Origin of the sequence: Exiguobacterium sp. s131 (genome assembly GCF_018617345.1) — a bacterium.
Classification (GTDB): domain Bacteria; phylum Bacillota; class Bacilli; order Exiguobacteriales; family Exiguobacteriaceae; genus Exiguobacterium; species Exiguobacterium profundum.
Genome location: NZ_JACSJX010000001.1, coordinates 203,888 through 220,038 on the forward strand (window position 1 = coordinate 203,888; position 16,151 = coordinate 220,038).

Sequence of the window (16,151 nt, forward strand, 5' to 3'; positions counted from 1 at the left end):
TTTATATCGCTTTTGTTTATAATGAAGAGTGATGTTTAACTAGTGACGGAAAAGGAGTGTCCTTTAATGAATAAATCGTTGATTGATTTCGTTTATGAACTTCTCCAAGAAACTGGCGAACAGCCTGTTTCTTTTGATGAGATTCGCGAAAAAATCAAGCAAAACTATACGTTTGCGAGTGAAGAGGAAGAACTCGAGAAAATCGCACAACTTTACACCGATTTGAACATCGACGGGTTGTTCGTCAACTTAGGAGCAAACCGTTGGGCGCTTCGCGTTTGGTACCCATTCGATAAGTCGGATGAAGATCTCGTTATCGAAGCACGTCAACGTGGTGAGCTTGACGAATTCGAAGAAGAGTTCGAAGAAGCAGACGAAGGCATCGTCGATATCGAAGATGACTTGGATGTATTCGCAAAAGTTGAAGATTACGATTCATCTGAATTCGATGATGAGGACGAAGAAGAAAAAGTAGAAGGCCTTGATGACTTCAAGGATGACGACTTGGACGACGACCTCGATCTCGAAGACGAGGATGATTTATAAGAGACCGCAAAAAGCCGGGCATTGCGCCCGGCTAGGCGTGTCTCTTTTTCTTTTTTAGTCGTGCTCATCGACTTGAAAAAAAAGAAAAAATAATATCTTGACGACTGCATCGTCTCTGGCGTAAATTAGTCATGGGCTAGTTTAGCACGTAACGATGCAGCAAAAGTGTCCTCCATTTTCGGGGGCACTTTTGCTTTTTTTGTTTTTTCGTTTCCCGATGGTTGGTATTCAAGAGAGGAGAAAGAAACATGACAAAGTACATTTTCGTAACAGGCGGGGTAGTATCTTCGCTCGGTAAAGGGATCACGGCAGCTTCGCTCGCGCGTCTACTCAAAAATCGAGGACTCAACGTCACGATTCAGAAGTTTGACCCATACATCAACATTGACCCAGGTACGATGAGCCCGTATCAACACGGAGAAGTATTCGTCACAGATGATGGCGCTGAGACTGACCTTGACCTCGGACACTATGAGCGCTTTATCGACATCAACTTGTCGCAAAACGCGAACGTCACATCAGGGCGCATTTATTCAACTGTCTTGAAGAAAGAGCGTCGTGGAGACTATAACGGTGGGACGGTTCAGGTCATTCCGCATATCACGAACGAAATCAAAGACCGTGTCTTCCGTGCAGGACGCGAGACGAACGCCGATGTCGTCATCACAGAGATTGGTGGAACAGTCGGGGATATCGAGTCCCTTCCGTTCATCGAAGCGATTCGCCAAGTGAAGAATGACATTGGGAAAGAGAACGTCATGTACGTCCACTGTACACTCGTCCCTTACCTTCGTGCCGCAGGTGAGATGAAGACAAAACCGACACAACACAGTGTCAAAGAGCTTCGCAGCTACGGAATTCAACCGGATATCATTGTCCTTCGTACGGAGCATGACATCCCGGAAGACATGCGTGAAAAAATCGCCCTCTTCTGTGATACACGCAAAGAAGCGGTCATCGAGGCGCAAGACGCATCGACACTTTACGAAGTACCGCTCAACCTTCAAAAACAAGGAATGGACCAACTCGTCAACGACTACTTCGGTTTCAATTCACCGGCTGCTGACATGACGGCTTGGAAAGAACTCGTCCACACGGTCACACACCTTGAGAAGAAAGTGAAAATCGCACTCGTCGGGAAATATGTCGAATTGCGTGATGCCTATATCTCGGTCGCGGAAGCACTCAAACATGCGGGTTATGCGTTCAACGCGGATATCGACATCGACTGGGTCAACGCAGAAGACGTGACGGCTGAAAACGTCTCAGACATCCTCGGCGATGCGGACGGAATCCTCGTTCCAGGTGGGTTCGGTGAGCGTGGAATCGAAGGGAAGATTGAAGCGACACGTTTTGCTCGTGAAAACAACGTGCCATTCTTCGGAATCTGTCTCGGGATGCAACTCGCGACGGTCGAGTTTGCCCGTAACGTCTTGAAGTTGGACGGTGCCCATACGGCTGAAATCGATCCATCGACACCGTATCCAATCATCGACCTTCTTCCAGAGCAAAAGGACATCGAAGACCTTGGCGGCACACTTCGTCTCGGACTCTATCCATGTAAACTCGAAAAAGGGACGAACGCGCATGCCGCATACAATCAAGAGCTCGTTTACGAACGTCATCGTCACCGTTATGAGTTCAACAACGAGTACCGTGAAGCGTTTGAAGCAGAAGGCTTCAAGTTCTCAGGTACGAGCCCGGACGGTCGTCTCGTAGAAATCATTGAGATTCCAGAACACAAGTGGTTCGTGGCATCACAGTTCCACCCGGAATTGATTTCGCGTCCAGAACGTCCACAACGTCTATTCCATGACTTCATCCAAGCGTCACTTGGAGAATAAGTGATTGAAAGCCACGGTCCATTCCGGATCGTGGCTTTTCTACGTCAAAAGCATGAGAGGGAAGGTGCCCTCGGCAGGATACATCCCCTTCACTTTCTGGGTACACTAGAAGTAGAACGGGGAGAGGGTGATGGCTCATGAAAGAACGACATTCGATTTATCTTGGATATGGATTGGGGCTTGTCGCGCTCAGTCTGTTGCCGTTCGTCGTCTTGCCTTCTCTCTTACTGCCGTACCAGCTCGGTTGGACGGGCATTGTCTTACTCGCTCTTTCGGTCGGGTTGCTGCGGGCGATTCGGCACGGCTCGAACGTCATCCTAAAGCAGATGTGGAAGATCACGTTCTCGCTCTTCTTAATTTTCGTTCTCGTCTATTATGTCTCGTTCGGACTCGTCCTTTATGACACATACGGGTTGGATCGTCTATTAGCACAATATGAACGACAGGCGGTCTGGGTGTTTTCGGCATTTAGCTTTTTACAACCGATTGCCTTGCCGGTCCCGGAAGCGGTCAGTGTGCCGATTGGGAGTGTCGCGCTCGGACCGTTTCGTGCGGCTTTAGTCGGAAGCATCTCGACTACGCTTGGCATCTTTGTTATGTATGGGTTGGCCCGGTTTGGCCGAGGACGCATGATTCGTTGGGTCGATGAAGAGAAACTGAAGACATACGATCGATATGTCGATCGATACGGTCTTGGTGTATTGCTCGTGTTGTTCATCATTCCGATTTTGCCGGATGAGGTCATCTGTCTCGCTGCTGGGTTTAGTCGCGTGCCATTCCCGCGTTTTGCGGGCATCGCGTTCGGGGCAAAACTCGTCACGTCGTTCGGACTTGCCTACTCTGTCTCCATCGGACAATTGTTTATGACCGATTCGAGTCCAATCGCGATCGCTTCTGTCATGGCAAGTGTGATTGTCTTGATTCTTGCGTTCATTTGGCGGAAACGAAAAAAAGGAGATTCGAACGGGACACAAGAATAAGGTAAGGACGATCTATAGAGAGGAAGACAACATGCGACAAGATCAAGAAGTGGTCATTCGACCGATTGAAAAACAAGACTTAGTCCGACTATGGGAATTGATTTACCGGGATGCAACACCGGAGTGGAAACAATGGGACGCTCCTTACTTCGAACATAAGGCGATGTCCTACGAAGAGTTTCAGCAAATCGAGCAGTCGCTCATTCAAAAAAAAGACATGTGGGTCATTGAGGTCGATGGAACCGTATATGGGACCGTTTCTTACTATTTCGAAGATGCCGGACGAGAATGGCTCGAGATGGGCATCATCCTGCATCAGTCCGACCGCTGGAATCGTGGTGTCGGGACGCGTGCCCTTCGCTTATGGACCGAGTATCTATTTGAGACGCTACCCGTTGTCCGTGTCGGCTTGACGACGTGGTCCGGGAATGAACGGATGATGCGGGTCGCTGAAAAAGTAGGGATGCAACTCGAAGGTCGAATCCGTCAAGTGCGTGTCGTGAACGAGAAGCGCTATGATTCGATTCGGATGGGTATGTTACGGGAAGAATGGATGAAAACAGGTACGACGTCTATTTAAAGACGACGTACCTGTTTTGTATGATTTTGTATATATTTGTCGCCATATTGACGATTTCATTCGTGAAGAGTTTGCTACAATCGAATCGATTGAATGAAATAGGAGAGAATAAGAATGAAACGACACATGTTAGTTATTGTGATGTTATTGATTGGGATGGGTACATGGTATTACATCGCCGGAGCCGCCCCGACGATTAAAAAAGTTCCGACACCATCCTTTACCGGACAATACCCCGGTTTACATTTAACGGTAGAGAGTGAACAAGCGAAAGGATATACGACATCAATCTCTCTTCCGAGAACAGATTATGAAGTGCTAAACAAGGAGCTGGATGCATTCATATTAAAAAAGAAAGAAGTATTTCAACGCAACCTCACCCCTAGTCACGGTCAAAAGGGTCATTTAAATATTCAGACCGATACATATCAAACGAATCAGAGTGAATACACGCTAGTCGTTCATACTTATGCATTCACTGGTGGTGCGAATGGTCAAACCACTGTCGACGTATTTCGGATGAACCTTTCGGACGGAACGTTCATTGAATGGGATGATGTCTTACGTGATGACCAACATGCATTAGAATGGTTCAAGCATAACGTCAACACACAATTACAACATCAAGAATACGTATTTGAGGATCAGTTACGTGAAGCGATTAAACATCCTAAATCGACGAAGTGGATACTGACGTCCTCTGGTCTAGATGTCATATTTGACGAGTATGAAGTGGCAGCGGGAGCGGCAGGTGTGGTAGAAGTTCATATTCCAATGAAGGAAGTTGAGCCGTTTTTGTTATCCAAATTAGATACGCCCACTACACAAGAAGAAGATTCTCCAATCATGAATCCCTCAAATAAGTCGCTTGAACCTAATGGGAAGTATGTTGCACTGACATTTGATGATGGACCACATCCAATCGTGACACCTCACATCCTTGAGACGCTTGAGAAATACCAAGCGCGTGCTACGTTCTTTATGTTAGGGAGTCAGATGGAATTCTATCCTGATGTAGCGAGACAAGTAGCGTTGTCAGGTCATGAGCTAGCAAATCATACTGAACATCACCCGGATTTGACACAATTGTCTGAGAAGGGAGTCAAAGAGGAACTCGAACAGGTTGATGGACGAATTGAGAGGCTTACGGGACAACGCCCATCATTGGTTCGTCCACCATACGGGGCTAAAAATGAAATGATTGAACAGATCATTCAGACAAAGGAGCAGACCCTTGCACTATGGACGGTCGATTCTCTTGATTGGAGTCACCGTAATGCCGATCAAATGTATCGCTTGATTATGGACAATGTCCATCCAAGTGCTGTTGTCTTGATGCATGATATTCATGAGTCCACAGCTGAAGGGTTGCCGAAAGTTCTCGATGCGCTGAAACGTGAAGGGTACACGTTTGTGACGATGAGTGAGCTCTTGACGTTGAAATAGTAAATGAACCCGCCGTGATAAACGGCAGGTTCATTTTTTTATTTCACTTCTTGATCTTTAATTGGGAACCAACCGGCACGTGTCGTGATGGCGTTCCATAGCGGAGCTGGGACAGCGAGTTCGGCTTGTTTGTTCAAGTCGAGTTCTGTCTCGATCTCGTCTTCGCGGTCCGATTTCACTTTTTCGAGCCATTCTGGATCGATGATCAGTTCGCGACCGAGTGCGGCAAAATCGACGACGTCGAGTGCGTCTTCCACTTGGGCCGGACGTTGGAGTTGCCCGACTCCGATGAGTGGGATGGCACCATTGATTCGATTGGCGATGCGGTCTATCGAACGCTCCGTGACATTCTCGTCACGCATGGAAGCTGTGTTGAAGTTCCAGAGAGAAGCGTGAATATAATCGACGCCCTCTTCTAAAATCATATCGAGTAACACATCCGTGTCGTCGAGTGTGATTCCTGGCTCTTCGATTTCTTCCGGTGAGAAACGATAGCCGACTAAGAAGTCTTCTGCATCTGCAGCTGCTTCTTTCACACGACGAATGACTTCGCGTGGGAACGTCAAACGTCCGTGGACATCACCGCCGAAGCGATCTTCACGGCGATTTGAATGCGGTGAGAAGAATTGTTGAATCAAGTAGGTGTTCGCTCCGTGAATCTCAACTCCGTCAAATCCGGCTTCGATGGCCCGACGCGTCGCTTCACCGAACGCCTCAATGATGGCTTCGACTTCTGACGTCTCGAGGGCACGTGGTGTGACGGCACCTTCTCGGACCGGTGCGACGGCACTTGCACTGACAGGTTGTTCGTTCGGGACGAGTTCAGGTGGTGACATCCGTCCAGCGTGGAAAATTTGAAGGATGGCTTTTGCGCCTTCTGCTTTTAAACTTTCCGCCAATTGACGGAGACCTGGGATGAATTTGTCGTCATTGACCCCGAATGCGTTCGGGAATCCTTTCCCGTCTTCTGTCACGTACGCGCAAGCCGTGATGGCGAGCCCGACGTTTTGCGCCCGCTTCCGATAGTAGGCGAGCTCATGCTCGGATACTTCGCCCGTTGGCTCTGATGAGTAATGTGTCATCGGTGCCAATACGAGGCGGTTCGGTACTTCGACGCCATTTTTGAACTGAAAAGGTTGTAACATACGTTTCATCTGAAATCCTCCTTCAACATGATACCTTGAAGTCTAAGCTTCTCGACTCAAAAATGCGAGTCGGATGCTTGTGAATGAACACATTACAGATTGCGCAAGCGTAAGAGATGATTGAACTGAAAAGAATAGGGTATAATACAGGAGAAAAGTTGATATTCGGTTCGAGACAATAGAGAGACCACAACAGAAGGGGGAAGCCTTGTTTTTGTTGTGGTCTCTTTTTCTATTCATTGAACCGTACTTACTATAGGAGGGAATAAGATGGAAATCAGAAATTTCTCAGCGAAAGAACGAGCGAAACGATACGAACAACTGACAAGCGAACGTCATGACGTTCTTGTTGTCGGTGGAGGGATTACCGGAGCGGGGATTGCGCTCGATGCGTCGTCGCGTGGGATGAAGACAGCGGTTCTCGAAATGCAAGACTTTGCGGCCGGGACGTCAAGCCGTTCGACGAAACTTGTTCACGGGGGACTCCGCTATTTGAAACAATTTGAAGTGGCGCTTGTCGCAGAAGTCGGGAAAGAGCGTGCCATCGTGTATGAGAACGGTCCTCATGTCACGACACCGGAACAGATGCTGTTACCGATGCACAAGGGAGGCACGTTTGGTCCCTTCTCAACTTCAATCGGACTCATGGTGTATGACTTCCTTGCAGGCGTCAAACGGGCAGAACGGCGCATGATGCTCAAACCGAATGAAGTCATCAAAAAAGCACCGCTCGTCAAAAAAGATGACTTAGTCGGTGGTGGATACTACGTCGAGTATCGGACGGATGATGCACGATTGACAATCGAAGTGGCGAAAGAGGCCGCGAATCATGGTGCGCTTCTCATGAACTATGCGAAAGTGACCGGACTGATTTATGAGAACGGCAAAGTAGCCGGTGTACACGTCGAAGACCAAATCGATGGGTCGACATATGACGTCTATGCGAAAAAAATCATCAATGCGACTGGTCCATGGGTCGATGAGTTACGGGAAGAAGACAACTCGAAAAAAGGCAAACAGCTTCGTTTGACGAAGGGAATTCACCTCGTCATCGATCAATCGAAATTCCCACTCAAACAGGCAATTTATTTCGACACACCAGACGGGCGCATGGTCTTTGCCATTCCACGCGGAAACAAAGCATATGTCGGAACGACGGATACGTTCTTCGATAAAAACAAAGCGCATCCACGCATGACGACAGAGGACCGCGATTATATTTTGGATGCGATCCATTATATGTTCCCGGACGTCCATGTCACAGCAGACGATGTGGAATCGAGCTGGGCGGGTATTCGTCCGTTGATCTATGAGGAAGGAAAGGACCCTTCTGAAATTTCACGTAAGGACGAAATTTGGCAGTCAGACAGCGGCTTGATCACGATTGCCGGCGGTAAATTGACAGGATATCGGAAGATGTCAGAAACAGTCGTCGACCTCGTCGCCAAATTGTTGAAAGAAGAAGAAGGCGTCGTTTACTTGGCGAGCCGGACGAAGCATATGCCGATGTCAGGTGGTCACGTCGGCGGTTCGAAAGGATTCAAAGACTTCCTTGAGAAGAAAACGAAAGAACTTCAAAATCACGGTCTCGACGCGGGGCACGCGGAAGAACTCGTCCGTCTATACGGTTCGAATATTGACCGCGTCATCGAGCGGATGGACTCGAACGCGTATGACTTGCCAGAGGTCGTCTATGCACAGTTGATTTATGGCATTGAAGAAGAATCGGTCGTTCGTGCCATCGACTTCTTGATTCGTCGGACCGGAGCGATGTTCTTTGATATCGATTTCGTACGTCAACACAAAGACGGTGTCCTTCGCTGCATGGCCGACGTCTTCAAATGGTCGGATGAGCGTTTGAAAGAAGAGCGTGAAGAGGTCGAGAAGGAGATTGAAATCGCAGTTGTGCCTGTGACTGTCGAATCGTAATGCACTGTATCGAAGGAAAGGTTCATTCTAAACAGGATGAACCTTTTTTGTGGCATGGTTTCGTCGATTCGGAATAACGGTATACCTCATAAGTAGTGATTCTTAGATTGAGGGAGAACTTTTTATGAAACGAAATCTCGTTGCCATCCTATTGATTGGCATTCTATTAGTAGTAGGGTGGCGTTATGTCGATCCCAATCGATTATTGGCCGATGTTTATTATGTCAAAGTCCCAAGTGCAGAAGTGGCGACACAAACTTCATCCGGTTATCGCTATGATCTCATCGGATACGACGAGGATGGAAAAAAACGTCCTCTGTCGATTGCCACTTCGGGGTTGTTACCGGAAGGAAACTATCTGCGGGTATTCGTGAAAGAAGAAGATGCGGAAGTGACCGACTACGAGCAGGTGAATGTCCTAGACGTACCTGAACAGTTGAAGGAAGAACAGGAAGAAGACAATTCCGAGCCATCGTTCCCTTGATTTCAAAAGATAGACGTCGCGAAAAAGAGATGAGTTTGGTAAGGTTAAATTGTTTGAATATGGTAAACGATGAATGAAAGAAGGGACATGCATGTCACGGATGTTAATAGCAGATGACCAGGACGGAATTCGTACGATGCTCGCGCAAGTGTTCACGAACATGGGTGTAGACGTGGACACGGCGCAAGACGGCATCAGCGCCTGGGAATTTTTAGAGCGGGAGCAATATGATTTGGTATTGCTCGATATGAATATGCCTCGTATGTTTGGACACGAAGTATTACGTCGCATGCGCGAGAAACCGTTAGACACACCTGTCATGATCATGACGGCGTTTGGGGAGGAAGCGGTGATTGAAGAAGTGCGCCGTCTCGGAATCACAGCACAATTTGAGAAACCGTTTGATATTTATGGAATGATTGAAAAAGTGAAAGAAGTCTTGAAAATTTGACGTTTCGTCACCAAGATGACATATGTAAACGCTTGCGCTAAGCCATTTCTATGCCCGAATATCATAGGCACATGTTTTACGGTGTGTTATAATGGGAACGAATTGCACGGGGGAACTTTTCCCAAACGTGTATAATAGCGAACAGACAGGAGGATGTCATTATGCCATTAGTATCAATGACAGAAATGCTTAACAAAGCATTCGAAGGCAAGTATGCAGTCGGCCAATTCAACATCAACAACCTCGAGTGGACGCAAGCGATTCTTCGCGCTGCGGAAGACGAGAAATCACCAGTAATCCTCGGTGTATCAGAAGGTGCAGCGAAGTACATGGGTGGCTTCACGACAGTTGTCAAAATGGTTGAAGGTCTTATGCACGACTACAACATCACTGTTCCAGTTGCAATCCACCTTGACCACGGTTCTTCATTCGATAAGTGTAAAGCAGCGATCGACGCTGGTTTCACGTCAGTCATGATCGACGGTTCACACCACCCGATCGATGAAAACATCGAAATGACGAAACAAGTTGTCGAGTACGCGCACGCTAAGGGTGCTTCTGTTGAGGCAGAAGTCGGTACAGTTGGCGGCGAAGAAGACGGCGTTATCGGTGGCGTACAATACGCTGACCTCGATGAGTGTGTACGTGTTGTCAAAGAAGCGAAAGTGGATGCACTTGCTGCAGCACTCGGTTCTGTACACGGTGAATACCAAGGCGAGCCGAAACTTGGCTTCAAAGAGATGGAAGAAATCGCAAACGCGACACAAACTCCACTCGTTCTTCACGGCGGATCAGGTATTCCTGAGCACCAAATCAAAAAAGCAATCGAGCTCGGCCACAGCAAAATCAACGTCAACACTGAGTGCCAACAAGAATGGACTCGTGCGGTACGTGAGAAAATTGCTGCTGATGCAAAAGTATATGACCCACGTAAAATTATCGGACCTGGTATCGAAGCGATTTATAACGTCGTTACTGGCAAGATGCGTGAGTTTGGTTCAAGCAACCAAGCTTAATCCTGTCCTGAAAGGCTGACTCTTTTGTAGAGTCAGCCTTTTTTTGATGATTTAGGGAACGTATACATATATGGTGAAAAAAGGGGGGAGTCTTTGTGATTTATAACGAGCGACCGACAGAATTGTTTTGGCGAATCTTTTATGTATATGGAGCAGTCGTGTTGATTGGTCTTTCTTTAGCATTAGCCGCCGCCCCACTCATTTTAATTTATTATTATCCGGTACCTTGGCTTATTCCATTGTTAGTCTTAGTCGCCATCGGTGGGTTTGGGGTGTATTGGTTTACGAACACATTCCGTCGTTTATTTTGGAAAGAACGGAATCACTCTAGATACGAAATGACCGCAACGAGCATCGAGGGTGTGACGTATCGGCATGAACCGGGCGAGTCGGTCGAGCAATCATTTCCAATCTCAGCGATTCGACAAATCGTCTTCTTCCCGGCGATTGTCCGAAAGACACAGCCGTCTCCGACGGTTCGGATTGGTCGGCCTACGGTAGAGTACACTCCGATGCTATCGATTATGACAAAAGATGATGCCATGGAAATCTTGTTCGATCAACGTGATCTGGTTGCCTTTGATCAATGGATAAAATCTTTCCATGAGCAGGGAATTCCGCTATTTTACACACCAAAAGAATTGTATTGGATTGGTGCGAATATCTCGACACGACGTGAGCGATTTGAACGGTTGAGTCGTCCGGAAGAAATCGTTCCATTTGTCTACACCGGCGACCTTGTGGCAGATGAGCAGACGGCAGCAACGAATTGGATTGAAACCCACGGATTGGAACGTTTGAAAGAAGGACCACACCAAGCATACTATGTGAAGCAAAGTAAAATTATGAAATGGTCATTTTTCGGGACGCTCGCTGGGATTGGCCTTGTCGTAGGATCGATGCTTGCAATCGCATCGTTGACGTAAAGGGTATAGCAATTCGACATGACTTTCCTCATAATAGAGATTGTAAGCGATCACAAATTAAGGAGGAGACACATATGCGTTTTTTCATTGACACAGCAAATGTGGAAGACATTAAAAAAGCTCATCAAATGGGCGTCATTGGAGGCGTGACGACGAATCCATCGCTCGTCGCCAAAGAAGGTGTCGATTTCCATACAAGACTTCGTGAAATCTGTGAGATCGTCGGGGATCTCTCGGTCAGCGCCGAAGTTATTGCACTTGATGCGCCGGGTATGGTGGAAGAAGGAAAGGAACTTGCCGCCATCGCGCCGAATATTACGGTAAAGGTACCGATGACACCAGCGGGGATGGAAGCGGTAAAACAGTTCAAGGAGCTTGGGATCAAGACGAATGTCACACTCATCTTTAACGCCAACCAAGCGTTACTTGCGGCACGCGCCGGAGCATCATACGTTTCTCCATTCATCGGACGCTTGGATGACATCGGACAAGATGGGCTCGATTTAGTGGAAACTATTGCGAACATCTTTGCAATCCATGGCATCGAGACAGAAATCATCGCAGCATCTGTGCGTCACCCGGTTCACGTGACAAAAGCTGCACTTCTCGGGGCTGACATTGCGACAGTCCCTTACAAAGTCATCGAACAGATGATGAAACATCCGCTCACAGACAAAGGTATTGAGCAGTTCTTAGCGGATTGGAACAACGCTCAATCCAAATAAGTCCGTCGTAGAAAGGTTTTGATCAGCGTGGAAATTCTCCATATCGTTGGGCAGCAAAAACTAGAAGGAACCGTCGAGATTAGCGGAGCGAAACAGAGCGCTCTCCCTTGCCTTGTGGCTGCACTTCTCACGGAGGAGTCGGTAACGATTGAAAACGTTCCGATGATTGAAGATGTGGAAGTGATGGTCAATTTGTTGAAAGAGCTAGGGGTACGAGTAGAGCGGGATGGCGAACGAATGACGATTCATTCGAATGAAGCAGTCGCCATGCCTCTCCTCGGTTCTGAGACGCGTAAAGTCCGTGCCGCTGTCTATTTACTCGGGGTCTTCGCGGCTCGCTTCGGAAAAGGGGCGGTTGGGTTACCTGGAGGATATGCGATTGGTCCACGGCCGATTGATTTACATTTGAAAGCGTTGGAACGTCTCGGCATTCACGTCGAGAATGAATCAGGTCTCTATCATGTCCGGGTCGATGAACTTGTCGGGAATCGAATTTACTTGGACTTGCGGTCGTTTGGGGCAACCGTGAGTGCGATGCTTGCGGCTGTTTTAGCGACAGGGACGACAGTCATCGAAAACGCGGCCTGCGACCCGGAAGTCGTTGATGTGGCAACGATGCTCACATCGATGGGGGCACATGTGAGTGGGGCCGGAACGGATGAGATTCGAATCAAAGGGGTAGAGCGACTCCACGGTTGTACGCACACACTGATTCCGGATCGTCTCGAGGCCGGAACATTCATGATGTTCGGTGCCGTATCTGGTCACGTGACCGTTCAACCGGTCATTCCGACACATCTGGAAGGAGTCATCCAAAAACTGTTGGACTTCGGAGCGGACGTCGAGGTCGGTGAAGAGTCAATTACCGTGACGGCGAACCAATTCATGCCAACAGACATTCGTGTGTTCCATTACTCGGGGTATCCGAGCGACTTGCAACCGGTGATGACGGCAGCCTTACTAAAAGCGGATGGAACGAGTGTCGTTACGGATAAATTGTATGCGCAACGATTCCGACACATCGCCGAGATGCGGCGGATGAATGCGCAAATCACTTTGGAAGATGCGTCGGCTGTCATTCGTGGCGGGAATCAACTGGCGAACGCAGAGATGGAATGTACCGATGCACGGAGTGCTGCGGCCCTGGTACTGTCGGCGCTCCAAGCATCTGGAGAATCGACGCTACTGCATGCAGAACGACTGAATGATTCGTATGTCGACTTTGTCGGCAAATTAAAACAACTCGGTGCGCTCGTTTGGGTGGAGGAACATACCGAGGTATAAAGGGGAGATTTCGGGTGGAACGAAGTTTATCGATGGAACTGGTTCGGGTGACAGAAGCGGCGGCGCTTGCTTCAGCCCGTTGGATGGGACGAGGATTGAAAGTCGAAGCGGATGATGCGGCAACGACCGCCATGCGCGACGTATTTGACACGATTCCGATGAAAGGGATTGTCGTCATCGGCGAAGGGGAGATGGATGAAGCCCCGATGTTATACATCGGAGAAAAAGTCGGGAATGGCTACGGCTCTCGTCTCGATGTCGCCGTCGACCCGTTAGAAGGAACGAACATCGTAGCGACAGGGACGTGGGGAGCCCTTGCGGTTCTCGCGGTCGCGGATGCAGGCGATCTCCTTCATGCTCCAGACATGTATATGGACAAAATCGCAGTCGGACCGGAAGCGGCGGGACTCGTGAGTCTCGACAATTCGATTGAAGAGAACATCGAAATCGTGGCGAAAGCGAAGAAGAAAAACGTGGAAGATGTCGTCGTCACGATTTTACATCGGGATCGTCACGAAGAAACCATTCAACGTGTCCGCGCGACCGGTGCGCGAATCAAATTGATTCCAGACGGGGACGTCGCCGCGGCCATCAACACCGCTTTCCCGAAAACGGGTGTCGATTTGTTGCTCGGTTCAGGCGGGGCGCCAGAAGGTGTCATCGCTGCAGTCGCAATGAAGTGTTTAGGTGGAGACTTCCAAGGGCGTTTGCTCCCGGAAGATGAAGCGCAGAAACAACGTTGCCATGACATGGGAATCGAAGATACGGATCGAATCCTCCTCCTCAATGATTTGGTGAAAGGTGAAGATTGTATTTTTGCGGCGACCGGCGTCACAGATGGTGAGCTGTTACGTGGAGTCCAATTCACGTCACAAGGCGGACAGACCCATTCGGTCGTCATGCGTGCCAAGTCCGGTACCGTTCGTTTCGTCGAAGGGAACCACTCACTTAAGAAAAAACCAAAAATGGTCATGAAACCAGAATGATCAGAAGTCGTGGATGTGAAAACGTCCACGACTTTTTTGTGGTGAAAGCGTCAGAAAATGGGAATGGATAGTCAGGAGGTGGGTGTGATGATTCAGGTTGAAGGACTCGTCAAAACATTCAAGGACGTTCCAGCTGTCGATGACGTGTCATTTTTCGTGAAAGAAGGAGAAATCTTTGCGTTTTTAGGTCCGAACGGTGCGGGTAAATCGACGACGGTGCAAATGTTGACGACACTCGTGAGACCGACATCTGGAGCGGCACGTGTCAATGGATTCGATGTCGTTAAACAAGAAAAAGATGTCCGATTATCGATTGGAGTTGCCTTACAAGAAACAGGAATCGATAAAGTGTTGACGGGACGAGAGCTCCTTGTCTTACAAGGGCGTTTGTTTAAGATGTCGAATGAAGAGGCGCAACGTCGAGCCGATGAGTTACTCGAAGTCGTTTCACTGACGGATGCGGCCGATCGCCGGAGTGGTACCTATTCCGGTGGGATGCGACGACGTCTCGACTTGGCTCTCACACTCGTCCATCGTCCGACGGTCTTGTTTTTAGACGAACCGACGACCGGACTCGATCCGGCGAGCCGAATCGAAATTTGGAATGAAGTACGCCGATTGAACGAGGAATTCGGGACGACGATTTTTTTAACGACCCAATACTTAGAGGAAGCAGATGAGTTGGCTGACCGGATTGCAATCATCAATCACGGGAAGATTGTGAGTGAAGGAACGGCCGAGGAATTGAAACAGCTCGTCGGTGAAGAGACGATTTCGATGGACTTCGCTACAGAATCTGAAGCTACCCTTGCCGCGACGCGATGTCATACATCTTCGAATGGCACACATGTATCGTTTGAGTTACGTGACATGACGTTGACTGAGATTATTCGTTCCTTGGATGAACAAGGGTTGCAGCCTGAACGATTGACTGTCAAGCAACCATCGCTCGATGATGTATTCTTGAAAGTGACAGGCGAATCGTATGAAGGAGGCGAGATCCGTGTGGACTGAGACATGGCTATTCACGAAACGGAGTTTGCTGACGACTATTCGAAATCCGTTTTCATTCATCCCGAACTTGATCATTTCTGTATTCTTTTTACTTGTGTATACGAGTGGCTTGTCGAGCGTGGCCTCGTTGCCTCAGTTCGAAGGGAGCGACTATTTGAATTTCATCTTACCCGTATCCATTGTTTCAGGTGCAGTCGGGGGAGCGGGAGGCACGGGTCAGGCACTTGTCCGAGATATTGAGAGTGGCTATTTCGCAAGGCTCTTGTTGACACCGGCGACCCGTACGGCGATTGTGCTCGGACCGATGATTGCGGGGATGTTGCAGTTACTCGTCCAAACGCTACTTATTTTTGCTGTCGCGTTTCTCCTAGGTCTCACGATTCCAGTCGGGGCAATCGGTTTCTTCTTCACAGTACTGCTCGCGATTGGATTTGGACTTGGTTTCGCAGGATATTCAGTAGGTGTCGCCTTGAAGACACGAAATGCACAAGCGGCACAGGCAGGGACGTTGTTGTTCTTTCCTTTAATTTTCCTGTCGACGACGTTCGTTCCGAAAGAATTGATTGAAGCCGAATGGTTGAAAGTGGCGGCGACGTTCAATCCAACCACGTATATTTTCGAAGGGATGCGAGCGGTTCTGACGCAACCGGAGATTGACTGGGGTGCTTTATCTGCAGGGCTCGCAGTCGCGGGTACGATGAGTGTACTCATGATCGTCTTTGCGGCAACGAACGCGAGAGGGGCATTGAAGCAAAAATAAAAACGACTCGGTTCCGATGAACCGAGTCGTGATAT

General features: G+C 48.6%; 16 protein-coding genes. 15 read left to right on the forward strand and 1 reads right to left on the reverse strand.

The features are described 5' to 3' along the window. Window positions 1-66: 66 nt before the first annotated feature. From rpoE to KNO69_RS01185, 5 genes are all read left to right on the forward strand, one after another. The gene (gene rpoE / locus KNO69_RS01165) at window positions 67-546 is read left to right on the forward strand and encodes a DNA-directed RNA polymerase subunit delta (RefSeq protein WP_012727404.1); all 480 of its coding nucleotides are present in this window, start codon (window positions 67-69) and stop codon (window positions 544-546) included. Between the two features lie 248 nt (window positions 547-794). After that, window positions 795-2,390 (forward strand): CTP synthase, encoded by a 1,596-nt coding sequence (locus tag KNO69_RS01170; protein ID WP_214810886.1) that lies wholly within the window; start codon window positions 795-797, stop codon window positions 2,388-2,390. A 137-nt stretch (window positions 2,391-2,527) separates the two neighbouring features. Then, the gene (locus tag KNO69_RS01175) at window positions 2,528-3,370 is read left to right on the forward strand and encodes a TVP38/TMEM64 family protein (RefSeq protein ID WP_214758134.1); all 843 of its coding nucleotides are present in this window, start codon (window positions 2,528-2,530) and stop codon (window positions 3,368-3,370) included. A 31-nt stretch (window positions 3,371-3,401) separates the two neighbouring features. Further along, window positions 3,402-3,950, forward strand: a complete 549-nt coding sequence (locus tag KNO69_RS01180; protein WP_214815436.1) for a GNAT family N-acetyltransferase — start codon at window positions 3,402-3,404, stop codon at window positions 3,948-3,950. A 114-nt stretch (window positions 3,951-4,064) separates the two neighbouring features. Continuing rightward, entirely contained in the window at window positions 4,065-5,396 is a 1,332-nt protein-coding gene (locus KNO69_RS01185; protein ID WP_214815438.1) for a polysaccharide deacetylase family protein, read from the forward strand. A 38-nt stretch (window positions 5,397-5,434) separates the two neighbouring features. Here KNO69_RS01185 and KNO69_RS01190 read toward each other — a convergent pair whose 3' ends face one another. Further along, window positions 5,435-6,550: an NADH-dependent flavin oxidoreductase gene (locus KNO69_RS01190; RefSeq protein ID WP_078147683.1), complete on the reverse strand. Its 1,116-nt coding sequence runs from the start codon at window positions 6,548-6,550 to the stop codon at window positions 5,435-5,437. A 261-nt stretch (window positions 6,551-6,811) separates the two neighbouring features. Between KNO69_RS01190 and KNO69_RS01195 the strand changes: the two genes are divergently transcribed. The 10 genes from KNO69_RS01195 (at window position 6,812) to KNO69_RS01240 (ending at window position 16,116) form a co-directional block, all read left to right on the forward strand. Beyond that, window positions 6,812-8,470 carry a glycerol-3-phosphate dehydrogenase/oxidase gene (locus KNO69_RS01195; protein ID WP_078147682.1) on the forward strand — a complete coding sequence of 553 codons (1,659 nt, stop codon included), beginning with the start codon at window positions 6,812-6,814 and terminating at the stop codon, window positions 8,468-8,470. A 124-nt stretch (window positions 8,471-8,594) separates the two neighbouring features. Then, window positions 8,595-8,954 carry a YxeA family protein gene (locus tag KNO69_RS01200; RefSeq protein ID WP_078147681.1) on the forward strand — a complete coding sequence of 120 codons (360 nt, stop codon included), beginning with the start codon at window positions 8,595-8,597 and terminating at the stop codon, window positions 8,952-8,954. 91 nt (window positions 8,955-9,045) lie between these two features. Further along, entirely contained in the window at window positions 9,046-9,405 is a 360-nt protein-coding gene (locus KNO69_RS01205) for a response regulator (RefSeq protein ID WP_012727396.1), read from the forward strand. A gap of 161 nt (window positions 9,406-9,566) precedes the next feature. Next, entirely contained in the window at window positions 9,567-10,421 is an 855-nt protein-coding gene (gene fba, locus KNO69_RS01210; RefSeq protein WP_078147679.1) for a class II fructose-1,6-bisphosphate aldolase, read from the forward strand. 95 nt (window positions 10,422-10,516) lie between these two features. Continuing rightward, window positions 10,517-11,347 carry a hypothetical protein gene (locus KNO69_RS01215; protein ID WP_078147678.1) on the forward strand — a complete coding sequence of 277 codons (831 nt, stop codon included), beginning with the start codon at window positions 10,517-10,519 and terminating at the stop codon, window positions 11,345-11,347. 74 nt (window positions 11,348-11,421) lie between these two features. After that, on the forward strand, window positions 11,422-12,072 hold the full coding sequence (gene fsa, locus KNO69_RS01220; RefSeq protein ID WP_012727394.1) for a fructose-6-phosphate aldolase: 651 nt from the start codon (window positions 11,422-11,424) through the stop codon (window positions 12,070-12,072). A 27-nt stretch (window positions 12,073-12,099) separates the two neighbouring features. Continuing rightward, window positions 12,100-13,356 (forward strand): UDP-N-acetylglucosamine 1-carboxyvinyltransferase, encoded by a 1,257-nt coding sequence (murA, locus tag KNO69_RS01225; protein ID WP_214815440.1) that lies wholly within the window; start codon window positions 12,100-12,102, stop codon window positions 13,354-13,356. 14 nt (window positions 13,357-13,370) lie between these two features. Further along, window positions 13,371-14,342, forward strand: coding sequence for a class II fructose-bisphosphatase (gene glpX / locus KNO69_RS01230; protein ID WP_031422214.1), 972 nt, complete (start codon window positions 13,371-13,373; stop codon window positions 14,340-14,342). A gap of 87 nt (window positions 14,343-14,429) precedes the next feature. Next, on the forward strand, window positions 14,430-15,356 hold the full coding sequence (locus KNO69_RS01235) for an ATP-binding cassette domain-containing protein (protein WP_214730230.1): 927 nt from the start codon (window positions 14,430-14,432) through the stop codon (window positions 15,354-15,356). Then, window positions 15,346-16,116 carry an ABC transporter permease gene (locus KNO69_RS01240; RefSeq protein WP_214686011.1) on the forward strand — a complete coding sequence of 257 codons (771 nt, stop codon included), beginning with the start codon at window positions 15,346-15,348 and terminating at the stop codon, window positions 16,114-16,116. Before KNO69_RS01235 ends, KNO69_RS01240 begins: the two co-directional genes overlap by 11 nt. Window positions 16,117-16,151: the final 35 nt, after the last annotated feature.